Raw genomic sequence first — 19,232 nt, 5'->3', positions numbered from 1 at the left:
AGTTTGATAATCCTTATTTCTTTTTGACCGGGCGTTTCCAGCCCTTAATTTCTGTTTGTTTCACACGACTGATGACAAGTGTGTTGTCATTGACGTCTTTGGTCACTGTCGTTCCTGCGCCTACTGTCGCACCTTTGCCGACTTTCACCGGCGCTACCAGCTGTGTGTCGCTTCCGATAAAACAATCGTCTTCAATAACGGTTCTGAATTTGTTGGCACCGTCGTAGTTGCAGGTAATGGTTCCTGCTCCGATATTGACGCCGGAACCCATCGTTGTATCACCGATATAAGTCAGGTGATTAACTTTCGATCCTTTGCCTATTTCGCTCTTCTTAATTTCGACAAAGTTTCCGATGTGTACTTCATCGGACAAAGCGGTTCCCGGACGCAGGCGCGCAAACGGGCCGATTTTGACCGTGTCTCCGACGACAGCCTGATCAAAGTGCGAGTAAGCATCGATGACCGTTCCATCGCCGATTTTGGTGTTCTTTATGACGCAGTACGGTCCGACGACTACGTTGTCTCCGAGGACCACGTCTCCTTCAAAAATACATCCGACATCGATGAAAACATCTTTGCCGCAGGTTAAGGATCCGCGGATATCGATGCGGTTCTTATCCGCCAGACGAACACCTTTCTCCAGCAGTTCTTTCGCCTGACGGAGCTGAAATGCGCGCTCTAAGCCCTCAAGCTGAACTTTGCTGTTGGCGCCTTCAACTTCCCAAGCATCCTGAGCCTTGAAAGTTTTGATTTCACGGCCTTCGGCCGCCGCCATAGCAACAAGATCCGTCAAATAGTATTCCTGCTGTTTGTTATCGTTTTTAAGGTTACCGAGCCAGCGTTCCATCTCTTTGGAAGGAAGGACCATAAAGCCGGTGTTCACTTCCTTAATGGCTCTCTGCTGCTCGGAAGCATCCTTTTCTTCAACGATGCCGATTACCTTGCCGTCTTCTCTCAAGATGCGTCCGTAGCCTTTCGGATTGTCCAGATCAATGGTTAAAAGAGCAAAACCGTCACCGGCGGTTTTTTCAAGTGCCGAAAGCGTTTCCGTAGAAATCAGCGGCACATCTCCGTAAAGAATGAGCGTCGGTTCGTCGGGATTGATCGCCTCGAGTGCTTGCTGCACGGCGTGTCCGGTCCCTTTCTGCTCCTTTTGAAGGACGAATGTGACCGGCTGATCCGCCATAGCTTCTTTGACTTCTTCTGAGCCGTGCCCGACTACGACGATAATTTTTCCGGCATCGGGAAGCCTTCTTGCAGCTTCCACAACATGTTTGAGCATAGCCTTGCCGCCAACCGGCTGAAGGACTTTAGGCAGATGCGAATACATCCGTTTGCCGAGGCCGGCTGCCAAGATAACGATATTCATAAAAAGAAGAATTAAGGTTATTGAGCAATATAGAGATACTTGTCTTTGTTTTCCTGCCAATTGCGAACGCACTCGCGATTAGCACGAAGCGGGAGAAGAGATCCGATGACCTGTCCGAGTCCGGCAGCCAGGAAGCCGCCGAGCAGTGCAGGGAATTCTTCTCCGAGTCCTGAGAACGAGAGAACGATCCAGACAGCGGAGCCGGCGATGATAGAAAGCCAGCAGCCCAGAGTTGTCGAACGTTTCCAGTAAAGGCCGAGTGTTAAAGGCCAGAAGGCGCCGATAACCGGGAACTGATAAGCCATTGCTGCCAATTCATAAATCGGCGTGCCTTCCATGAGAAGTGCATAAGTCAGAACGCCGATAGCGAAAACCACCAGAGAAATACGCATCGCCTTCAATTCTCTCTGGTCGCTCAGAGGCATCAGGTTTCTCAAAACGTTTTCTACGAAGGTCGTTGTCGGAGCCAGCATCGTGGCAGAAGCCGTCGACATCACGGCGGACAAGACTGCTCCGAAGAACATAATTCTGAGCCACAAAGGCATGTATTCCTTGATGAAGGTCGGCAGAATTTCCTGCGGAGCATCAGCCATCAGCTTGGAAGCAAGTTCCGGCGCACCGACGGTTGCAGCGATGACAATAAACATCGGAACGAAAGCAAACAGCAGATAAAAAGAGCCGCCTAAGATCGGACCGTAGCAGGCGATCTTTTCACTTTTCGCCGACATCACGCGCTGGAAAACGTCCTGCTGAGGAAGCGATCCGATCATCATTGTGATGGCCGCGGAAATCCAGAACATCCAGGATTTGAAATTGTTTTCCGGCAGGATTCTGAAAAGGTCATTTTGTACGGCATACTCGGTCACCTTGCCGGGGCCTCCGGCCATGGAGCCGGCGAAATAGGCCACCAGTACAAGACCGATCACGATAATGATCATCTGGAAGAAGTCGGTCAGGGCCACCGACCACATACCGCCGAAAACCGTGTAAATTAAAACCACAATCGTGCCGACGATCATCGCATTGCTGACCGAAACGTAACCTTCGGTCAGAAGATGAATAACGAGTCCAAGTGCTGCGACTTGAGCGGCAACCCAGCCGAGATAAGAGAGTACGACAAAGATGGAACAGCAGAGCTCAACCGAAACTCCGTAACGGCGTCTGTAAAAGTCACCGATCGTCAGCAGACTCATTCGGTACAGCTTTCGGGCGAAGAACATACCGACGAGGATAAGAGCCATACTCGATCCGAAAGGCTCTTCAACAACGCCTTCTAAACCGTTTTTAATGAATTGGCCGGGAAGCCCGAGTACGGTTTCGCTTCCGAACCAAGTAGCAAAAGTTGCCGTAATCACCATGACCAGCGGAAGCGAACGTCCGGCCAAAGCGTAGTCGGTTGTACTACGAACTCGTGTCGCGGCAAAGAGACCGATAGCGACCGTGCAGAGCAAATATAAACCAACGAACAGAGTCAGTTTCACTGCTTCTAGACCCTCAGAAAAATGACTAAAAAACGGGGCTGACTAATACACGTCACTCCGGCCTTAAGTCTTTTAATTGTAGATAAAAAGTGGGAGCCTTAAAAGAAAAACGGGGCCTAAGCCCCATTTTTCGTAAAAATACAACTTTAGGCTTGCTGAATGCCGGCTAATAGCCAGCCAGTCTTGCCTTCCTTCGGCTTAACCAGGTTCCAGATTTCTTTGATTTCTGTCGGTTCGCCGTTTTCCTTCAAGCTGCCGGTAAAGAGAACGGAAGCGACGTACTCTGTCGGAGTAGTTTCAAATCCGGCCAAGGAAGCATTCAGATTGACGATTTCCGTCAGGTTTGCGCCCTTAATCTCGCGGCGCTTATGCGTGAGTTCAATGAACAGGTCATCTGTCGTGTAGTTGGCCAGATCGTCCATATCTCCACTGTCCCAAGCTTTTTGAAGCATCTTGAAGTAAGCGGTGGACATGTTCAGGAACTCTTCCTGGTTGAAATCGGCAGGAGCACCGTAGGTGGATTCCGAAGCTGCCGCAGGCTCATCGGAAAACTGATCCATTGCGGAACCCGGACGAACGGCCTGAGCAGGATTGAAGGCCGGCTGTTCTCTCACAGCGGCTTCGCTTCTGCTTTGTCCGAAGTCGGCATCCTGAGTCGGCTGAGAGGCAGGAGCGCCGGCAGATGCTGCGGCAGAAGCTCCGCTCTTGCGGGCGGCGAAGAAGCGGAATGCCACAACGGCCAACAGGATAAGCGTCAGAATCATAAGCATCTGGGCAAATCCCTCACCGAGACCGAGCATATTGGCTAAAGCCATAAAGCCCAATGCAGCGGCTGCGCCGATCAGGAGGCGCTTGCCCATGCTCATCGGAGCCTTGGCAGCAGCACCGGCAGCCGCAGCTGTTGCCGGACGCTTAGTGGCAGCAGCGGAAGGAGCTTTGAAGGGAGTAGAAGGAGCTGCCTTCGGAACGCTCATAGAACGACCGAAACTTGCACCGCCTCCGAGTCGGGCAGCCGAGGCATCCAATGTGATGGATACCAGAGAGAGACCAATAAGGAGGGCTGCTAAGAATTTTTTCATGTAGATCCTCAAATTAGTTTTTATATCCGATATGTAAAGCCGTGATCCCAAAGGTTAAATTCTTCCATTCAACCCTCTCGAACCCGGCCTCGCGCATGATTTTAGCAAGAGTTTTTTGATCGGGGTGCATCCGAATCGACTCTGCGAGGTAACGATAATTTTCAGAGTGTCCTGCGATCTTTGCCGAAAGAAACGGCATTACTTTAAAGGAGTAAAAGTCGTAGAAAGGACGCATCAAAGCTACCGGTTTTGAGAACTCCAAAACCATGAGTCTGCCGCCCGGTTTTAAAACCCGCTGCATTTCTCTGAGCGCCCGATCCTTGTGCGTCATATTCCTTAAGCCGAAGGACACAATAAGGACATCGAAATATCCGTCAGGAAAAGGCAGATACTCCGCATCACATGTGAGAACATAAGGATGGTAGCCGGCATTTTTAAGACGCTCATCTCCGATCTTCAGCATCTCATGATTGATATCGGACAGCCACACCTCTCCGGTACCTGAAAGTTTCTTCTGAACCAAAAGGGACATATCACCGGTTCCTCCGGCAATATCCAAAACTTTCATACCCGGCTGAATTTCAGCTCGATCAATTGCATACTGTTTCCACAGCCGATGCATTCCGAATGACAAAACGTCATTCATCAAATCGTATTTCGGAGCAACTTGGTCAAAAACAGCCTTTACCTGTTTTTCTTTGTCGGCTTCTTTAACTTTCGAAAAGCCGAAATCTGTTAGTTTTTCAGCTCGATTCTCTTTTTGGTTCTGTTCGTTCATATCAGTGATGGCTCGGGCACTTCTTCTTAGGCGGCTCTTCAAAACGTTTATTAGCAGGATCGTTGGGGTCTCGGCTCGCACCGGCCGCTTTCAAATCCTCCAAGTACGCCTGCCAGAGTGAGTCTTTGTTCTTGCCTAATTCTTCCAAGTAGTCATAGGAGTAAATTCCGCTGTCGTGTCCGTCGCTGAATTTAATTTGCAAGGCATAGGATCCGATAGGAAGAATTTCCAAGACATCGACATCACGTTTGCCGACCTGGAGCTTTGCCTGATCGGGCGTATGGCCTTGAACTTCTGCAGAAGGAGAAAATACTCTTAAAAATTCGAAGGGCAGCTCATAGCGATCACTCCCATACTCAATTGCGAGGAGTCGGGATTTCTTTTTTAACTCGATACTGGTAGGTAATTTCATACAATCTCCTTTGCGCAAGATTTTAAAGTTAAAACCCTGACTTTTTAGTTCTCGTCCTGAAGTTTTATCCGAGGAAAGGCGTGTTTGGATTTGCTTTCTTCTGTTTTGCTTAGGTAAAATGGTTAACTTCGCACCCGTAGCTCATTTGGATAGAGTACTGCCCTCCGAAGGCAGGGGTAGTGGGTTCGACTCCCGCCGGGTGCGCCATCCTCCGGAGCACTTATAGCTCCTCGTTTACCACCGATTTCAAAATATAGAGCTTGTCGTTCTCTCGAATTTTTTCCTTAAGTTTGAAAGTGACGTGCTCTCCCTTTAAGACCCTTTCCACCGGTTTTTCATCTACGTACGGATTATCGAGCGTGGCATAGACTGCACCTGTCGTCGGACCGGTAATGAGAAGCTTATCTCCGGCATTAAGTTCAGCCGCCTGCACCAAAAATTCGGCAACCTGAGCTTTGGAAAAATACTTAATCCCCTTACCGGCGTAAATCTTTCTCTCAGTCGCCTGTGAACCGTAACGGTTGCTCCATTCGCCCATAGTCTGACCGAGATAATAACCGCCCCAAAAGCCGCGGTTATAAACGGTCGCCAACTGAGCATCCCAGGCTTTGCTGATCTCTTCATTCCATTCACCCGTCAGAGCTTGGCGAATCGCCTGATCGTATGCCTCTACGACGGTTCTGACATATTCAGGACCGCGTGCTCGGCCTTCAATCTTAAAGACGCGAACCCCGGCCTTGATCATCTGATCCATGAAGCCGATTGTCTTAAGATCCTTCGGCGACATGATGTACTGATTGTCAATTTCCAGCTCGACATCACGCTCTTTGTCCTTAACGATATAGGCGCGTCTGCACGTCTGCATACATGCACCTCTGTTTGCGCTTTTTCCTGCATTATTCAGGCTAAGGTAGCACTTGCCGCTCACTGCCATACATAAAGCACCGTGACAGAACATTTCGATTCTGATCAGGTCGCCTTTAGGACCGGTAATGCGCTGCTGCTGGATCTCATCGTAGATCCGTTTTACCTGACGAAGATTCAGCTCTCTTGCCAGAACAACAACATCGGCGAACTGGCTGTAAAACTTCAGCGCCTCCACGTTGGAAATATTAAGCTGCGTGGAAAGGTGAACTTCTACCCCTTTTTGCTTGCAGTACATCATAACGGCAGCATCCGAGGCAATCACCGCAGATATCTTGGCTTCTTTTGCCGCATCAACGATTTGTCTCATCAGCGGCAAATCTTCGTCGTAAATAACCGTATTCACGGTTAAATAACTCTTCACGCCTCGTTCGGCACAAAGCGAAGCAATCTCTTTGAGATCGTCGATCGTAAACTCATTGGCTGATTTTGAACGCATGTTCAGCGTTCCGATGCCGAAGTAAACGGAATCTGCTCCGGCCTGAAAGGCCGCGGCCAATGACTCGCGAGACCCCACCGGGGCCATAATTTCAAAATCTTTTCTATCCATACTAATAATTCAATGGGTCAACATCGATATACCAGGAACCCTTGGCTTTCAGAGAAAGGGCTTCGGGCTGAAATCGATTTAAAAATTTCTGCATTTCAACTTTGTTGTCCGCCTCGATCAGTAACTGACCCCTTTCTATATCCATGACTTTTTGGACCGTCAGCGGTACAGGTTCAAAAATCCGCACGGAAGGACCTTTGATTTTCTCGGCCAGCGCCTTAAGTTTTTGCAGAAAAGCCAGAACCGAAGAAATCTCTTTACCTTCTGCGACAAGCAGAGCCTGAGCAGAGAAAGGCACCATGAAACTCGCTCGCCGGGCTTCAAGTTCACCGGCCGCGAACCCTTCATAATCCTGGGATTTTAGGTGCTTGAAAATGTCATCTTCGGTATAACGCGTTTGAATTAAAACCTTTCCTTCCGTTTTATCTCTGCCGGCCCTTCCCGAGACTTGCATCAAAACGGAGAACAGCCGCTCTCTGGCCCTATAGTCGGAAGAGAACAACTGAGGATCCGTGTTCAACACAACCACCAGCCCGACGTTCTTAAAGTCGTGTCCTTTTGCGACAATCTGGGTACCGATGAGGATGTCGACGTCACCGTTATGAACTGCATCGAGCACCTTGCTGGCACTTCCTCTCTGGCGTGCGGAATCCTGATCCAGTCTTGAAACCCTTGCTTCCGGCCAGCGAGTTTCCAGTTCTTCCTCGGCCCTCTGAGTGCCGCGTCCTATCGGCAGCAGCTCGTAGGAGCCGCATTTCGGACAAGTTTTCGGAAGAGGCGTCGACCAGCCGCAGTAATGACAGGTTAAACGCCCGGTAGTTTTATGAAATACGGCGTAAGTCGAGCAATGAGGACATGTTGACTGCCATCCGCAGTTCTTACATTCGACCACCGGAGCAAAGCCTCTCCGATTTAAAAATACAATTACCTGACGCCCGGAATTAATCGTTTCGGTAATTGCATCCGCTGTCTCCTGACTCAGGCCGTTAACGGGCTTATCCTTCCGGATATCCACTAGTGAGAGCTCAGGTAAATGAGCATTTGAGTTTGCCCGCTGCGTCAGCTTAAATAATTTGAATTTCCCTTCCAGAGCGTTTTTATAACTTTCCAGCGACGGCGTTGCTGAACCGAGAACAATGGGTATTTTTTCGATCGATGCTCGTTTCAGTGCTAAATCACGGGCGTTATACCTCACTCCTTCCTGAGATTTGAAAGAAGGATCGTGTTCTTCGTCAACCAGGATCAGCTTTAAAGACTTAAAGCTCGCAAATACCGAGAGACGTGTGCCGACTAAAATTCTTGCCCTGCCTTCATGACAAGCAAGCCAAGATGAGGCTTTTTGTCCCTCCGCCATTCCCGAGTTCCAGGAGACGACTTCCAATTGAGGAAAACGACTCTGCACCCTTTCGACAAGCTGGGGCGTAAGGTTAATTTCCGGCACCATTAAAAGAACCTGAGCTGCAGGATCACTCAATAGAACCTTCTCCATCAGATGGAGATAAACCTCGGTTTTTCCGCTTCCTGTGATTCCAAAAATGAGTGCCGGATAAAACGCCCCATCCATCTGGAACTCTTCAACGATCGCGCTCTGTTCCGAATTGAGATGCGGTTTTTCTGAGGGTTCCTTAACGGCTCGCTTCTTCTCTTTTCTTAAACGTTCAAGCGAACGTTCATGAAGTTTCCCGGGAAGTTTTCTAAAAAATTTAGGAAGAGCAGGAATCGCCACCTGTCCCCAACCGCTTTGATAATAGCGAGCGGCGAACGAAGTAAGCGCTAACCAACCGAATGAAAGAGGTGCGATGTCATCAACCCGGGATATGACCTCTCTTAATTTTGAGAATCGGCTTTCTTCGGAAAAGCCCACAACGATCCCAACGACCTTTCTTGTTCCAAGCGGTACAAGGCACCGCTGGCCTACTTGGATTTCAATATCGGCAGGCACAAGGTAATCCAAGGGCTCCCTAATCGGTGAGTCCACGATAACATTAGCGATCCTTTTTGCCATATCCGATGTTAGTAATCTTCCTTCAAACCTATGAAAACTTCGGAGTTCAATTCAAGCCGAGAACCGATTTTGAACTGAACTCCTTACTTAAAGTGCCGTTTCCGTAAATTTTGAGCAAATCCGCTAGGAGAAAAATGCTTTTGAAACGCTTAGCGGGAATGGAATTTACGGCTGTAGGAATGAACTTCGTCGACAAGCGCGGCAACGACCTCAGGATCAGTATCCTTGTCGATTCCGTGGCCAAGGTTAAAGACATGTCCTCCGTTTCCGACATGACCGAAATCTTCAATAACCTTACGGGCCTCTTGTCTCACGACATCTTCGCCGGCAAACAACACAGAAGGATCCAAGTTGCCTTGGAGCGCAACTTTATCCTGAGTCAATGCACGAACCTCTCCGAGACTGACTGTCCAGTCGAGACCCATCGCATCGGCACCGATCTCTGAAATCTCTTTAACCCATGGGGCACAGCCTTTTGTAAAAACGATAGAAGGAATCTTTTGACCGTGTCTCTCACGTTTGACGGAATTGACGATACGTTTCAGGCAGGGAAGTGAGAACTTAAGATAAGCCTCGTGAGACAGTGTGCCTCCCCATGTGTCGAAAACCATTACAGCATCCACACCGCTTTCAATCTGTGCATTCAAATAAGCAATCACAGCGTCCGTATTCTTTTCAAGAATCTCATTGAAAAGGTCAGGACGGCGATACATCATTTCCTTTACTTTGCGGTAATTGGAAGAGCTGCCTCCTTCAACCATATAGCAGGCAAGTGTAAAGGGACTGCCGGAAAAACCGATCAAGGGAATGCGGTTGTTCAATGCGCGCTTAATTTCGCATACGGCATCCGTCACATATTTCAGTTTGTCGGAAGGATCAGGAACATAAAGAGCTTTAACGGCTGCTTCGTCCTGAACCGGTTTTGCAAACTTAGGACCTTCACCGGCAACGAAAGATAAGCCCAAGCCCATTGCATCGGGGATCGTCAGAATGTCCGAAAAGAGAATTGCGGCATCCAGCGGGTATCTGTCCACGGGCTGAAGGGTCACTTCACAAGCGTAATGAGGATTAGTTGCCAGTCCCATGAAACTTCCTGCCTCAGAGCGAGTCTGGCGGTACTCGGGAAGGTATCTTCCGGCTTGTCTCATAAGCCAAATCGGTGTGTAGTCTGTGGGTAACTTACAGAGCGCCCGAAGAAAAGTATCGTTTTGAAGTTTCATAGCCGTTGCAAAAATTACGATTTAACAGATTCGGATTGTAATTACAAATCCTGAAAGAGCCCTTATAAAAAAAGCGTCCCGAAAGACGCTTTAACAAATGTTCTTTTTTTAACGTACCACAAGGACCGGTCTGTCGGCCTTGGCGAGGACCTGCTGAGTTGAACTGCCGATAAAGAGAGAGCCGAGCGTGCCCAACCCGCGGCTAGCCATGACAATAAAGCGTACGTCTCTTTCCTGAGCGACTTTGAGAATGGCGTCAGGGATGGAAGTTCCGACAACTTCCGAGACTTCGCACGGAACTCCGACTCTCTGACAAGCATCTTTAACATCATCCAAAGTTCTTGCAGCGGTCTCTGAACCTTTAGCTTTGACGACGGTTATGCCCAGAACACAAGTATTGAGATTTTTTGCCAGCTTGGCTGCGGTCACGATTGCCTTTTCAGAAAGCTCGGAACCATCGGTAGAAACTAAAATCACTGGATTCTCCATGTATTGAGTATATCTTTGGTATTTTAGTCTAAGCAGAAAAGAAAAAACTCCGAAACTTCCATGAGAAGATCGGAGTTTAAGAGAACTAATACAAGTATTAGTGTTTGATTCTCTGAAGGATGCGGAGCTGTTCGGCAAGCATACCGATTTCGGCTTCGACCTTCGCCAGTTCGATTTCGCTGGCAGCAGTCTTTGCAGCCGCCTTTGCTTTTTCCATAGCTTCTTTTGCTTTCGCTTCGTCGAGATCCTTGCTTCTGATCGCTACGTCAGCTAAGACGATCACGTGGAAGGGCTGGATTTCGAGAACTCCGCCGGCTACGAAAATTTCTTCCTCGTCCTGTGCACTCTTGCGAATACGAACAAGACCCGGACGAATCAGCGTAATCAGGGGAGTATGGCCTGGCAGAATACCGAGCTCGCCTTCGATACCGGGCAGAGCTACAAACTCGGCGTTGCCGCTAAAAAGGCTTTCCTCAGCATTAACAACGTCGACTTTTAAGGTTTTTTCCATTTAATTCTCCAGGTAGCCGGTGAGGGAAGATCCCTCACCTAGGATTACTTGATTGTCTTAGCCTTTTCGAAAGCTTCGTCAATCGTGCCTACCATGTAGAAAGCCTGTTCCGGCAGTTTGTCGCATTCGCCGTCAACAATCATCTTGAAGCCGCGAATCGTTTCCTTCATCGGAACATACTTACCGGGCTGACCGGTAAAGACTTCAGCAACGTGGAAGGGCTGAGAAAGGAATCTCTGGATCTTACGAGCTCTGGTAACAGCGAGCTTGTCTTCCGGAGAGAGTTCGTCCATACCCAGAATCGCGATAATGTCGCGGAGTTCTTTGTAACGCTGCAGAGTGGCCTGAACACGACGTGTGACAGAGTAGTGCTCTTCACCGATGATGTGCGGGTCAATCTGACGCGAAGTGGAGTCAAGCGGGTCAACAGCCGGATAAATACCGAGAGCTGCAATATCACGAGACAACACAACTGTGGCGTCCAAGTGGCCGAATGTTGTAGCCGGAGACGGGTCAGTCAAGTCGTCAGCAGGAACGTAAACGGCCTGAATGGAGGTAATGGAACCGACCTTCGTAGAAGCAATACGTTCCTGGAGCTTACCCATTTCTTCAGCCAGTGTCGGCTGATAGCCCACAGCGGAGGGCATACGGCCTAACAAAGCGGACACTTCGGTACCGGCCAGTGTGAAACGGTAAATGTTGTCAATGAACAGAAGAATGTCGCGACCTTCGTCACGGAATGCTTCAGCCATTGTCAAACCGGTCAACGCAACGCGGAGACGGTTTCCGGGAGGTTCGTTCATCTGACCGAAAACCATGGCCACTTTGTCCAGAACCTTGGATTCGCCCATTTCGTGGTAGAAGTCGTTACCTTCACGAGTACGTTCACCAACACCGGCAAACACGGAGTAACCGCCGTAAGCCTTAGCGATGTTGTTGATGAGCTCCATCATGTTAACGGTTTTACCCACACCGGCACCGCCGAACAGACCGACCTTACCGCCTTTAGCGAACGGGCAAACAAGGTCAATAACCTTAATGCCGGTTTCAAGCAGGTCAACGGACGGGCTCAGTTCGTCGAACTTCGGAGCGGCACGGTGAATCGGCATACGTTTTTCTTCACCGATTTCGCCGGCTTCGTCAACCGGACGTCCCAAAACGTCCATGATTCGGCCGAGGGTCTTCGGACCAACCGGAACCATAATGCCGTGTCCGAGAGCCTTAACGGCCATACCGCGCTGGAGACCTTCAGAAGAACCCATAGCAATGGTTCTTACTACGCCGTCTCCAAGCTGTTGCTGCACTTCAAAGGTCAGGCCTTCTTCAGCCAGCTTGTTGTTTTCGTCCTTTTCAAGAACGAGTGCGTCGTAAACTTTGGGCATTTCGTCGCGAGGGAATTCGATGTCCACCACCGCGCCGATGACCTGTACGATCTTTCCGATACTCATAGGTATTCCTCGATTCGATATCTTTTCAATTAAGACACTGCAGCAGCACCACCGACGATTTCGGTAATTTCCTTGGTAATGCCGGCCTGACGTGTCTTGTTGTAAACCAGTTCCAGATCGTCGATAAGCTTCTTAGCGTTATCAGAAGCGGCCTTCATGGCGACCATTCGAGCACTCTGCTCGCTGGCCATGTTTTCGGCAACAGCCTGATAAATCAGAGCCTCAACGTAACGCTTAAGGAGAACTTTCAAAACTTCATCTGCGCTAGGTTCGTAGATGTAGTCCCAAGAATTCTCGTGCTTGTCCGTCTCAACCGCAGATTTCGGGAGCGGAAGAAGCTGTTCAATAACCGGCTCTTGCTTCATCGCATTGATAAAGCGAGAGTAGGCAATGTAGACGACGTCAACTCTGCCTTCTTGGAACGCTTCGATCTGAACCTTAATGGCTCCGAGCAAGCGCTCAAGGTTAGGACGGTCGCCTAACTGCGTAACCTGGGAAACAACCGGGATGCCAACGCGTTGGAGGAAGCCCAAGCCCTTGTTACCAATGGCAGTAGCTTCGACTTTTTTGCCTTCTTGTGCCCAATCTCTGAAAGTATGAGCAAGAAGTCTCTGAATGTTTGTATTCAGAGCGCCGGCCAGGCCTTTGTCGGTGGACACGCAGATCAAGCCGATGTTATTGACTTCCTTAACTTTACGAAGGAAGGGATGAACAGCCTCGGTAGAAGCGTCTGCAAGGTGACCGATTAAGTTACGGATCGTATTTCCGTAGGGACGAGCAGCCCTCATACGATCTTGTGCCTTCTTCATCTTAGAAGCAGCCACCATCTCCATCGCCTTTGTGATCTTTCTGGTGTTGTGCACCGATCTGATCTTAGCTCGTATCTCTTTGGTACTTGGCATTAGGATCCTCTAACGTGGCTTATTAAAAAGCACCGGATTTCTTGAACTCTTTAACTGCTTCAGTCAAGAGCTGTTCGTCTTCCTTAGACAGGGCTTTCTGCTGTTCAATGCGGTCAATCAGATCAGCATGATTGATCTTCATGTAATCCTGCATAGCAGCTTCGACCTTCAGAGCGTCCTTAACTTCGACATCGTCGTAAGCGCCGATGTTGATGGCGAACAGAACCAATGCTTCTTCCCAAACCTGCAGCGGCTGGTACTGATCCTGTTTCATCAGTTCAGTAACGATACGGCCGCGTTCGAGCTGTTTACGTGTTGCTTCGTCAAGGTCGCTGGCGAACTGAGCGAAGGCAGCAAGCTCACGATACTGAGCAAGAGCCAAACGAACACCGCCGCCGAGTTTCTTAATGACCTTAGTCTGAGCTGCACCACCGACTCGAGAAACAGAGATACCGGGGTTGATAGCGGGACGGATACCGGCATTGAAAAGGTCGGTTTCCAAGAAGATCTGGCCGTCAGTAATAGAAATCACGTTGGTCGGAACGAAAGCGGTAACGTCACCGGCCTGTGTTTCAATGATCGGGAGAGCGGTCATAGAACCGGTCTTGCCCTTAACGGCACCCTTAGTGAAACGTTCTACGTATTCGGGGTTCACACGAGCGGCTCTTTCGAGCAGACGGCTGTGGAGGTAGAAAACGTCGCCAGGGTAGGCTTCACGTCCAGGCGGACGACGAAGCAGCAGGGAGATCTGACGATAAGCCCAGGCCTGTTTTGTCAAGTCATCATAGACGATGAGGGAGTCTTCACCGCGGTCGCGGAAGTATTCGCCCATTGTTGCACCGGCATAAGGTGCAATGTACTGCATAGCAGCAGATTCAGATGCGGAAGCAGCAACAACAATGGTGTATTCCAATGCGCCGTATTCTTCGAGTTTACGAACAACGTTAGCGATCGTGGAAGCCTTCTGACCGATAGCAACATAGATACAGGTCAGATCTTTGCCTTTCTGGTTGATGATCGTGTCGATAGCTACAGCAGTCTTACCTGTCTGTCGGTCGCCAATGATCAACTCACGCTGGCCGCGGCCGATAGGAACCATGGAGTCAATAGACTTCAGACCTGTCTGAACCGGCTGGCTAACGGACTGACGTTCAATAACGCCAGGAGCAACTTTTTCAACAACGTCAAACTCAGTTGTTTCGATCGGGCCTTTACCGTCAATCGGCTGACCCAAGGCGTTAACAACGCGGCCTTTCAATGCGGGTCCGACGGGAACCTGCAGAATGCGGCCGGTAGTCTTAACGATATCGCCTTCGGTAATATGTGTGTAGTCGCCCAAAATAACGGCACCGACGGAATCTCTTTCAAGGTTAAGAGCAAGACCGTATGTGTTATTCGGGAATTCAAGCATTTCGCCCTGCATCACGTCAGAAAGACCGTGAACACGGCAAATACCGTCGGTAACGGAGACAACCGTACCTTCAGTGCGAAGGTTGGTGTTCAAACCCATACCTTCGATTCGCTGCTTCAGCAGCTCGCTAATCTCACTCGGATTGAGTTGCATAGCTTTTCAACTCCGTAATTAACTTGTGAGGGCAGACTGCATCTCTGCAAGCCGCGCCTTAACTGTTCCATCAAGAACCTTGTCCCCGACAATGACTCTCACGCCGCCGATGAGGTCTTTATCGACCACGACTTTCGGCAGGAGCTTAATTCCGGGAAACTTCTTGTCCAAGGCCTTGATAAGGTCCGCTACCTGATCATCCGATAAGGGGAAGGCCGTTTCAATGGTGACATCGGCTTCCTTGTTTTCGTGATTCAGTAATTCGCGGTACTGTGCAGTGATCTGCGGGAGGGCTTCGATTCTGCCGTTCTGGATGACTAACTTAAGAAGGTTCTCAGCTTCTTGCGGAACGGCCTTATCCAGCATTCCTCTGATAAGTTCGTAAATCTGATCCGAGCTTAAAGAGGGATCGCTAGCGAGTTCTTTAAGCTTCGGGTCGGCGACAATCTCATCAATGGTGTCGAGGACGGGAATAAGCTTTTGAGCTAAGCCCTCTTCCTTACTTTCTTTGACGGCCTTCAGCAAAGCTTCGGCATAAGGCCGTGCAATTGTTGAGATCTCTGCCATGATTACAGTTTCGCCTTAAGTTGGTCAAGCAATTGCTGGTGAGCGGAAGCGTCGACTTCCTTACCCAAAATCTGGGAAGCGCCGGAAACAGCCAGCTGAGCAACCTGATCTCTCAAGGCGTCACGGGCAGACTGAACTTCCTGAGCAGCCTGAGCACGAGCAGCGGCGATAATCTTATCGGCCTCAACCTGTGCCTGAGCTTTTGCTTCTTCAATAATGGCTTGGCCACGCTTTTCGCCCTGGGCCACGATGACCTGCGACTGGGCACGTGCAGCGGCTTCGATAGAAGCGCCTTCTTTCTTGGCTTCTTCCAAAGCATGTTCGCCGCGATCAGCTGCGGCAAGGCCGTCAGCTATCTTTTTCTGCCGCTCTTCGATTGCTCGATTGAGCGGTGGCCAAATGAACTTCATGGTGATCCAGGCACCGACGAAGAACACGGCCATCTGTACGAACAATGTGGCATTAATGTTCATTTTCTAATCCCTTAAGCACTCGGGGTCCGAGTGCAGTTTGTCTATGGAAACCTGTTGGATGGTTGGCTTATTAGCCGACAAACGGGTTAGCAAAGGCAAACATCATGGCGATACCGACACCGATAAGGAAGGCAGCGTCGATAAGACCGGCCAGAAGGAACATCTTGGTCTGCAGTGTGTTGATAAGCTCAGGCTGACGAGCAGAAGCTTCGAGGTATTTGCTACCCATGATAGCGATACCGATACAGGCACCGAAGGCACCAAAGCCAATGATCAGGCCGCAAGCCAATGCAACATATGCAACGTTTGTCATAACGAACTCCTTGTTTAATATGACGTATTTAAATCAAAAGAAAGAAAAGAATTAGTGTCCTTCGTGAGACTGACCAATGTAGACGAGAGTCAACATCATCATAATGAAGGCCTGAAGCAACACGATAAGAATATGGAATAACCACCAGCAGAGACCGGCAAAGAACTGGCCGAGTACACCGAAAGCAGCAAGTCCGACTTCTCCTTCCCAAAGCATTCCGGTGAGGAGCGCAATGAGGAAGAACAAGAGTTCACCCGCATACATATTACCGAAAAGTCGCATGCCGAGAGAAACTGTTTTTGCCAAATATTCAATGATATTCAGCAGGAAATTGAACGGCCAGAGAAGAATGAAGTTACCGAAAGGAGCAGTGAAAAGCTCTTTTCCGAAACCGGCCGGTCCCTTAATTTTGATACCGTAGTAAATCATCAGCAGCAATACGCCGACGGAAATACCCATAGAACCGTTAAGGTCAGCGGTAGGCAGAGGACGCATGTAATGAATGCCGAACCAGCCGCAAATGGCAGGAATCAAGTCAACCGGAATAAGGTCGATAGCGTTCATCAGGGTGACCCAAACGAAAACGGTCAGAGCCAAAGGAGCGATAAACGTGCGGTCTCCGTGAACAATGGATTTAGCCTGTTCCGAAACCATATCGACGAGCATTTCAACTGCGCACTGCCACTTACCCGGGACTCCGCTTGTGGCTTTTTTGGCTGCACTGTACATGAGCCAAACTGCCAACAGCATCATAAGGATAGAGAAAACAGCGGTGTCGAAGTTAAAAACGCTGAAGTCGACAATGCTTCCTTGCTTAGCACCAATGTTGTTTAAATGCGTCAAATGGTGCTGAATATACTCAGTAGCCGTGCCTGCCATGATTCGTTTATTCCTTCAATTATTTCCTGCTTGCCAAAGCAAAAATATGACTTAGTAAAACTATTCCAGCTGACAAAATAAATGGCAGCCAGCTTAATTCTTTATAAAACAAAGCGACGCTGAAAAATCCTAAGATCACCAGCGACACTTTTATGAATTCGTATAAGAAGATTGCTAACGGATGGGCTTGCTGATTCCGAAACAAATGCATCAGTAAGACGACGAGCATTGAAGGGAGCGCACAAACCAAACCGCCCAAGAGGGATGAAATTCCGGCCACAGAACCTGCCGCAACCCAAGAAACAAGGCCACAAAGAATGACGGCTCCGCTTTGCCAGAAAACAGTTCTTCTCAAGGCCTTCATGGTCTCAAAAATCTCCTTGTTTCCCGTCCTGACAGCAAAAATCCGAATGCATTCTAATGAGTTAGGCCAAAATGAGCAACTGAATCAATCAATTATCATCCGTTTGAATGAAGGGTTTGTTCCAATAAATATAGCTTTATTTATTATTTAGAGACCTTAAAAGTTCAAGAATTGCGGCAAATTCTTTTTCATTTTTAAATGAAATCTGTAAGTTACCTCTTCCTTTAGAATTTGATACAAGTTTTACATGTGTATTCAGGATTTTTGAAAGCTCATCCTCAAATTTAGTAAATTCCGAGCTTTTTTGCACCGTTTTATGGGGATTCTCGCTTGTATTTTCCCTTTCTTTATAACGCGCAACGTATTCCTCAGTCTGTCGGACGGAGAGTCCTTTTTCTTTGATTTGCTGGGCAAGCCAGACTTGCTGTTCTTCCGGGAGAGAGAGCAGGGCTCTTGCGTGACCCATTTCTATTTCACCGGCTCTGAGCATGGTCTTAACCGCTTCCGGCAAACCTAACAGACGAAGAAGATTAGATATCATCGGTCTGGAACGGCCGATAGCCTCTGCTACACCTTCATGACTGTATTTGAATTCTTCAATGAGTCTTTGAATCCCTTCCGCGGTTTCCAAAGCATTGAGGTCTTTTCTCTGAAGATTTTCGACAAGGCCAACGATCATGGCCTGCTTATCGCTCACGTCCAAAATCGTTACCGGGACTTTTTTCAACCCTGCTATTTTGGCAGCCTGGTAGCGTCGTTCACCGGCCAAAATTTCATACTTGTCCGAGGAGAGCTTTCTTACAACAATCGGATTTAGGATCCCGTTTTGTTTAATGGATTGTGCTAACTCGGCCAAGCCGGAATTTTCAACGTCGTTTCTCGGCTGAAATTTTCCCGGCTTGAGAGCCGAAAGCGGCAAAGAACTTTTCGGCTCCGGAACCTTCGGATTGTCTATCACATCGGCAACGTTTTTCATACTGAAAACGCTGTCCATATTTTTTCCTAATCCTTTTCTAACAACCACTTCAACCCTCACGCTTTCTGTTTTTGAGAAGTTTCTTTAACTTGTCTTTTTTCACAAGTTCTTCTGCAAACGTTTTATAAGATACGGCGCCTCTTGATGAGGGGTCGTACTGAATCCCTGAAAGTCCGTAGCTAGGGGCTTCTGCGAGGCGAACATTTGTCGGAATAACGGAAGAGAAAACCGATGACCCGAAATATCCGGAGAGCTGCTCGCTAACTTCACGCTGAAGCGTAATACGAGGATCAAACTTCACTCTCAAAAGACCGGTAATCACCAAACCGCTGTTCACTTGCTCTCGGACGGCGCGAATACTCAGCAATAAGTCTGAAACACCTTCAAGAGAGTAGTACTCGCACGTCATCGGAATAATCAGACCGTCTGCCGCACAAAATGCATTGATTGTCAGAATTGAAAGTGTAGGAGGGCAGTCAATGATAATGACGTCATATTGCCCGGACACTTCGTCCAGCTTCGTCTTTAACCTCAGCTCTTTTCTCGCTGCAGACAATAATTCTTCCTCGGCTGCGGCAAGCTTTCTATTAGAACCCAGAATGTCGTAGCCGGATGTGGAGTGAGTGATCACTTTCTTTATGTCCGCTCTGTCCAACAATACTTCGTAAACAGATTGAACAAGATTATTTTTCTCAAGCCCGCTCCCTGTCGTCGCGTTTCCCTGTGGATCAAGGTCAACCAACAAAACATTAAAAGACAGCTGAGACAACGCAGCAGCTAAGTTAACGGCTGTGGTCGTTTTTCCCACACCGCCCTTTTGATTAGCTATACAGTAAATTTTTGCCATGTTGTCTATATATTCCGAAATTTTTCAAGCCGATTAGTAAATTCTTTAATTTTACCCAATTAGGGAAAAAGGTTTTTAGCT

20 protein-coding genes and 1 tRNA gene are annotated in these 19,232 nt (G+C 48.7%); 1 reads left to right on the top strand and 20 read right to left on the bottom strand.

What is annotated here, in order from left to right; translation table 11 throughout:
- Positions 1–13: 13 nt before the first annotated feature.
- The 5 genes from glmU to ACZND6_RS04955 all read right to left on the bottom strand — a co-directional run bounded on the left by glmU (position 14) and on the right by ACZND6_RS04955 (position 5,119).
- Positions 14–1,369 (bottom strand): bifunctional UDP-N-acetylglucosamine diphosphorylase/glucosamine-1-phosphate N-acetyltransferase GlmU, encoded by a 1,356-nt coding sequence (glmU, locus tag ACZND6_RS04975; protein WP_008810373.1) that lies wholly within the window; start codon positions 1,367–1,369, stop codon positions 14–16.
- A 17-nt stretch (positions 1,370–1,386) separates the two neighbouring features.
- Positions 1,387–2,850 carry a high affinity choline transporter 1 gene (locus ACZND6_RS04970; RefSeq protein ID WP_008865150.1) on the bottom strand — a complete coding sequence of 488 codons (1,464 nt, stop codon included), beginning with the start codon at positions 2,848–2,850 and terminating at the stop codon, positions 1,387–1,389.
- A gap of 146 nt (positions 2,851–2,996) precedes the next feature.
- The gene (locus ACZND6_RS04965; RefSeq protein ID WP_008865151.1) at positions 2,997–3,929 is read right to left on the bottom strand and encodes a Tim44 domain-containing protein; all 933 of its coding nucleotides are present in this window, start codon (positions 3,927–3,929) and stop codon (positions 2,997–2,999) included.
- A 13-nt stretch (positions 3,930–3,942) separates the two neighbouring features.
- Positions 3,943–4,707 carry a bifunctional demethylmenaquinone methyltransferase/2-methoxy-6-polyprenyl-1,4-benzoquinol methylase UbiE gene (gene ubiE / locus ACZND6_RS04960; RefSeq protein ID WP_008865152.1) on the bottom strand — a complete coding sequence of 255 codons (765 nt, stop codon included), beginning with the start codon at positions 4,705–4,707 and terminating at the stop codon, positions 3,943–3,945.
- Between the two features lies 1 nt (position 4,708).
- Positions 4,709–5,119, bottom strand: a complete 411-nt coding sequence (locus ACZND6_RS04955; protein WP_008810369.1) for a gamma-butyrobetaine hydroxylase family protein — start codon at positions 5,117–5,119, stop codon at positions 4,709–4,711.
- Between the two features lie 130 nt (positions 5,120–5,249).
- On the opposite strand from ACZND6_RS04955, the gene ACZND6_RS04950 reads away from it, so the two are divergent.
- Positions 5,250–5,326 (top strand) — tRNA-Arg (locus ACZND6_RS04950).
- A gap of 13 nt (positions 5,327–5,339) precedes the next feature.
- On the opposite strand, the gene ACZND6_RS04945 is transcribed toward ACZND6_RS04950, so the two are convergent.
- The 15 genes from ACZND6_RS04945 to ACZND6_RS04875 form a co-directional block, all read right to left on the bottom strand.
- Complete coding sequence (locus tag ACZND6_RS04945) at positions 5,340–6,593, bottom strand: peptidase U32 family protein (protein WP_008810368.1); 1,254 nt, start codon at positions 6,591–6,593, stop codon at positions 5,340–5,342.
- Position 6,594: 1 nt separating this feature from the next.
- Positions 6,595–8,598: a replication restart helicase PriA gene (gene priA, locus ACZND6_RS04940; RefSeq protein WP_118631576.1), complete on the bottom strand. Its 2,004-nt coding sequence runs from the start codon at positions 8,596–8,598 to the stop codon at positions 6,595–6,597.
- A 149-nt stretch (positions 8,599–8,747) separates the two neighbouring features.
- Complete coding sequence (gene hemE, locus ACZND6_RS04935; RefSeq protein ID WP_008810366.1) at positions 8,748–9,818, bottom strand: uroporphyrinogen decarboxylase; 1,071 nt, start codon at positions 9,816–9,818, stop codon at positions 8,748–8,750.
- Positions 9,819–9,926: 108 nt separating this feature from the next.
- The gene (locus ACZND6_RS04930) at positions 9,927–10,295 is read right to left on the bottom strand and encodes a universal stress protein (protein ID WP_021868473.1); all 369 of its coding nucleotides are present in this window, start codon (positions 10,293–10,295) and stop codon (positions 9,927–9,929) included.
- A 109-nt stretch (positions 10,296–10,404) separates the two neighbouring features.
- Positions 10,405–10,818, bottom strand: coding sequence for a F0F1 ATP synthase subunit epsilon (locus tag ACZND6_RS04925; RefSeq protein ID WP_008810364.1), 414 nt, complete (start codon positions 10,816–10,818; stop codon positions 10,405–10,407).
- A 44-nt stretch (positions 10,819–10,862) separates the two neighbouring features.
- The gene (gene atpD / locus ACZND6_RS04920) at positions 10,863–12,266 is read right to left on the bottom strand and encodes a F0F1 ATP synthase subunit beta (RefSeq protein ID WP_008810363.1); all 1,404 of its coding nucleotides are present in this window, start codon (positions 12,264–12,266) and stop codon (positions 10,863–10,865) included.
- A gap of 29 nt (positions 12,267–12,295) precedes the next feature.
- On the bottom strand, positions 12,296–13,168 hold the full coding sequence (atpG, locus tag ACZND6_RS04915; RefSeq protein ID WP_008810362.1) for a F0F1 ATP synthase subunit gamma: 873 nt from the start codon (positions 13,166–13,168) through the stop codon (positions 12,296–12,298).
- Between the two features lie 22 nt (positions 13,169–13,190).
- A complete protein-coding gene (atpA, locus tag ACZND6_RS04910) occupies positions 13,191–14,732 on the bottom strand; it encodes a F0F1 ATP synthase subunit alpha (RefSeq protein WP_008810361.1) in 1,542 nt (513 codons plus the stop codon).
- An 18-nt stretch (positions 14,733–14,750) separates the two neighbouring features.
- Complete coding sequence (locus ACZND6_RS04905; protein WP_008810360.1) at positions 14,751–15,299, bottom strand: F0F1 ATP synthase subunit delta; 549 nt, start codon at positions 15,297–15,299, stop codon at positions 14,751–14,753.
- Between the two features lie 2 nt (positions 15,300–15,301).
- The gene (locus ACZND6_RS04900) at positions 15,302–15,772 is read right to left on the bottom strand and encodes a F0F1 ATP synthase subunit B (RefSeq protein WP_008810359.1); all 471 of its coding nucleotides are present in this window, start codon (positions 15,770–15,772) and stop codon (positions 15,302–15,304) included.
- Positions 15,773–15,842: 70 nt separating this feature from the next.
- Positions 15,843–16,085, bottom strand: coding sequence for a F0F1 ATP synthase subunit C (gene atpE / locus ACZND6_RS04895; RefSeq protein ID WP_008810358.1), 243 nt, complete (start codon positions 16,083–16,085; stop codon positions 15,843–15,845).
- 51 nt (positions 16,086–16,136) lie between these two features.
- Positions 16,137–16,964, bottom strand: a complete 828-nt coding sequence (gene atpB / locus ACZND6_RS04890) for a F0F1 ATP synthase subunit A (protein ID WP_008810357.1) — start codon at positions 16,962–16,964, stop codon at positions 16,137–16,139.
- 19 nt (positions 16,965–16,983) lie between these two features.
- A complete protein-coding gene (locus ACZND6_RS04885; protein WP_008810356.1) occupies positions 16,984–17,328 on the bottom strand; it encodes an ATP synthase subunit I in 345 nt (114 codons plus the stop codon).
- A 136-nt stretch (positions 17,329–17,464) separates the two neighbouring features.
- On the bottom strand, positions 17,465–18,322 hold the full coding sequence (locus ACZND6_RS04880) for a ParB/RepB/Spo0J family partition protein (RefSeq protein WP_489524429.1): 858 nt from the start codon (positions 18,320–18,322) through the stop codon (positions 17,465–17,467).
- Between the two features lie 31 nt (positions 18,323–18,353).
- Positions 18,354–19,151, bottom strand: coding sequence for a ParA family protein (locus ACZND6_RS04875; RefSeq protein WP_008865158.1), 798 nt, complete (start codon positions 19,149–19,151; stop codon positions 18,354–18,356).
- Positions 19,152–19,232: the final 81 nt, after the last annotated feature.

The organism is Parasutterella sp. (assembly GCF_057870745.1).
Note: the sequence above shows the minus strand (reverse complement) of the source record. Positions and strands in the feature narration are given on the sequence as shown.

Bases quoted from the DNA above. Each gene is read 5' to 3' on its own strand.
- glmU (WP_008810373.1), bottom strand. From the start codon at position 1,369: ATGAATATCGTTATCTTGGCAGCCGGCCTCGGCAAACGGATGTATTCG.
- ACZND6_RS04965 (WP_008865151.1), bottom strand. From the start codon at position 3,929: ATGAAAAAATTCTTAGCAGCCCTCCTTATTGGTCTCTCTCTGGTATCC.
- ubiE (WP_008865152.1), bottom strand. From the start codon at position 4,707: ATGAACGAACAGAACCAAAAAGAGAATCGAGCTGAAAAACTAACAGAT.
- ACZND6_RS04955 (WP_008810369.1), bottom strand. From the start codon at position 5,119: ATGAAATTACCTACCAGTATCGAGTTAAAAAAGAAATCCCGACTCCTC.
- ACZND6_RS04945 (WP_008810368.1), bottom strand. From the start codon at position 6,593: ATGGATAGAAAAGATTTTGAAATTATGGCCCCGGTGGGGTCTCGCGAG.
- priA (WP_118631576.1), bottom strand. From the start codon at position 8,598: ATGGCAAAAAGGATCGCTAATGTTATCGTGGACTCACCGATTAGGGAG.
- hemE (WP_008810366.1), bottom strand. From the start codon at position 9,818: ATGAAACTTCAAAACGATACTTTTCTTCGGGCGCTCTGTAAGTTACCC.
- ACZND6_RS04925 (WP_008810364.1), bottom strand. From the start codon at position 10,818: ATGGAAAAAACCTTAAAAGTCGACGTTGTTAATGCTGAGGAAAGCCTT.
- atpD (WP_008810363.1), bottom strand. From the start codon at position 12,266: ATGAGTATCGGAAAGATCGTACAGGTCATCGGCGCGGTGGTGGACATC.
- atpG (WP_008810362.1), bottom strand. From the start codon at position 13,168: ATGCCAAGTACCAAAGAGATACGAGCTAAGATCAGATCGGTGCACAAC.
- atpA (WP_008810361.1), bottom strand. From the start codon at position 14,732: ATGCAACTCAATCCGAGTGAGATTAGCGAGCTGCTGAAGCAGCGAATC.
- ACZND6_RS04905 (WP_008810360.1), bottom strand. From the start codon at position 15,299: ATGGCAGAGATCTCAACAATTGCACGGCCTTATGCCGAAGCTTTGCTG.
- ACZND6_RS04900 (WP_008810359.1), bottom strand. From the start codon at position 15,772: ATGAACATTAATGCCACATTGTTCGTACAGATGGCCGTGTTCTTCGTC.
- atpE (WP_008810358.1), bottom strand. From the start codon at position 16,085: ATGACAAACGTTGCATATGTTGCATTGGCTTGCGGCCTGATCATTGGC.
- atpB (WP_008810357.1), bottom strand. From the start codon at position 16,964: ATGGCAGGCACGGCTACTGAGTATATTCAGCACCATTTGACGCATTTA.
- ACZND6_RS04885 (WP_008810356.1), bottom strand. From the start codon at position 17,328: ATGAAGGCCTTGAGAAGAACTGTTTTCTGGCAAAGCGGAGCCGTCATT.
- ACZND6_RS04880 (WP_489524429.1), bottom strand. From the start codon at position 18,322: ATGGACAGCGTTTTCAGTATGAAAAACGTTGCCGATGTGATAGACAAT.
- ACZND6_RS04875 (WP_008865158.1), bottom strand. From the start codon at position 19,151: ATGGCAAAAATTTACTGTATAGCTAATCAAAAGGGCGGTGTGGGAAAA.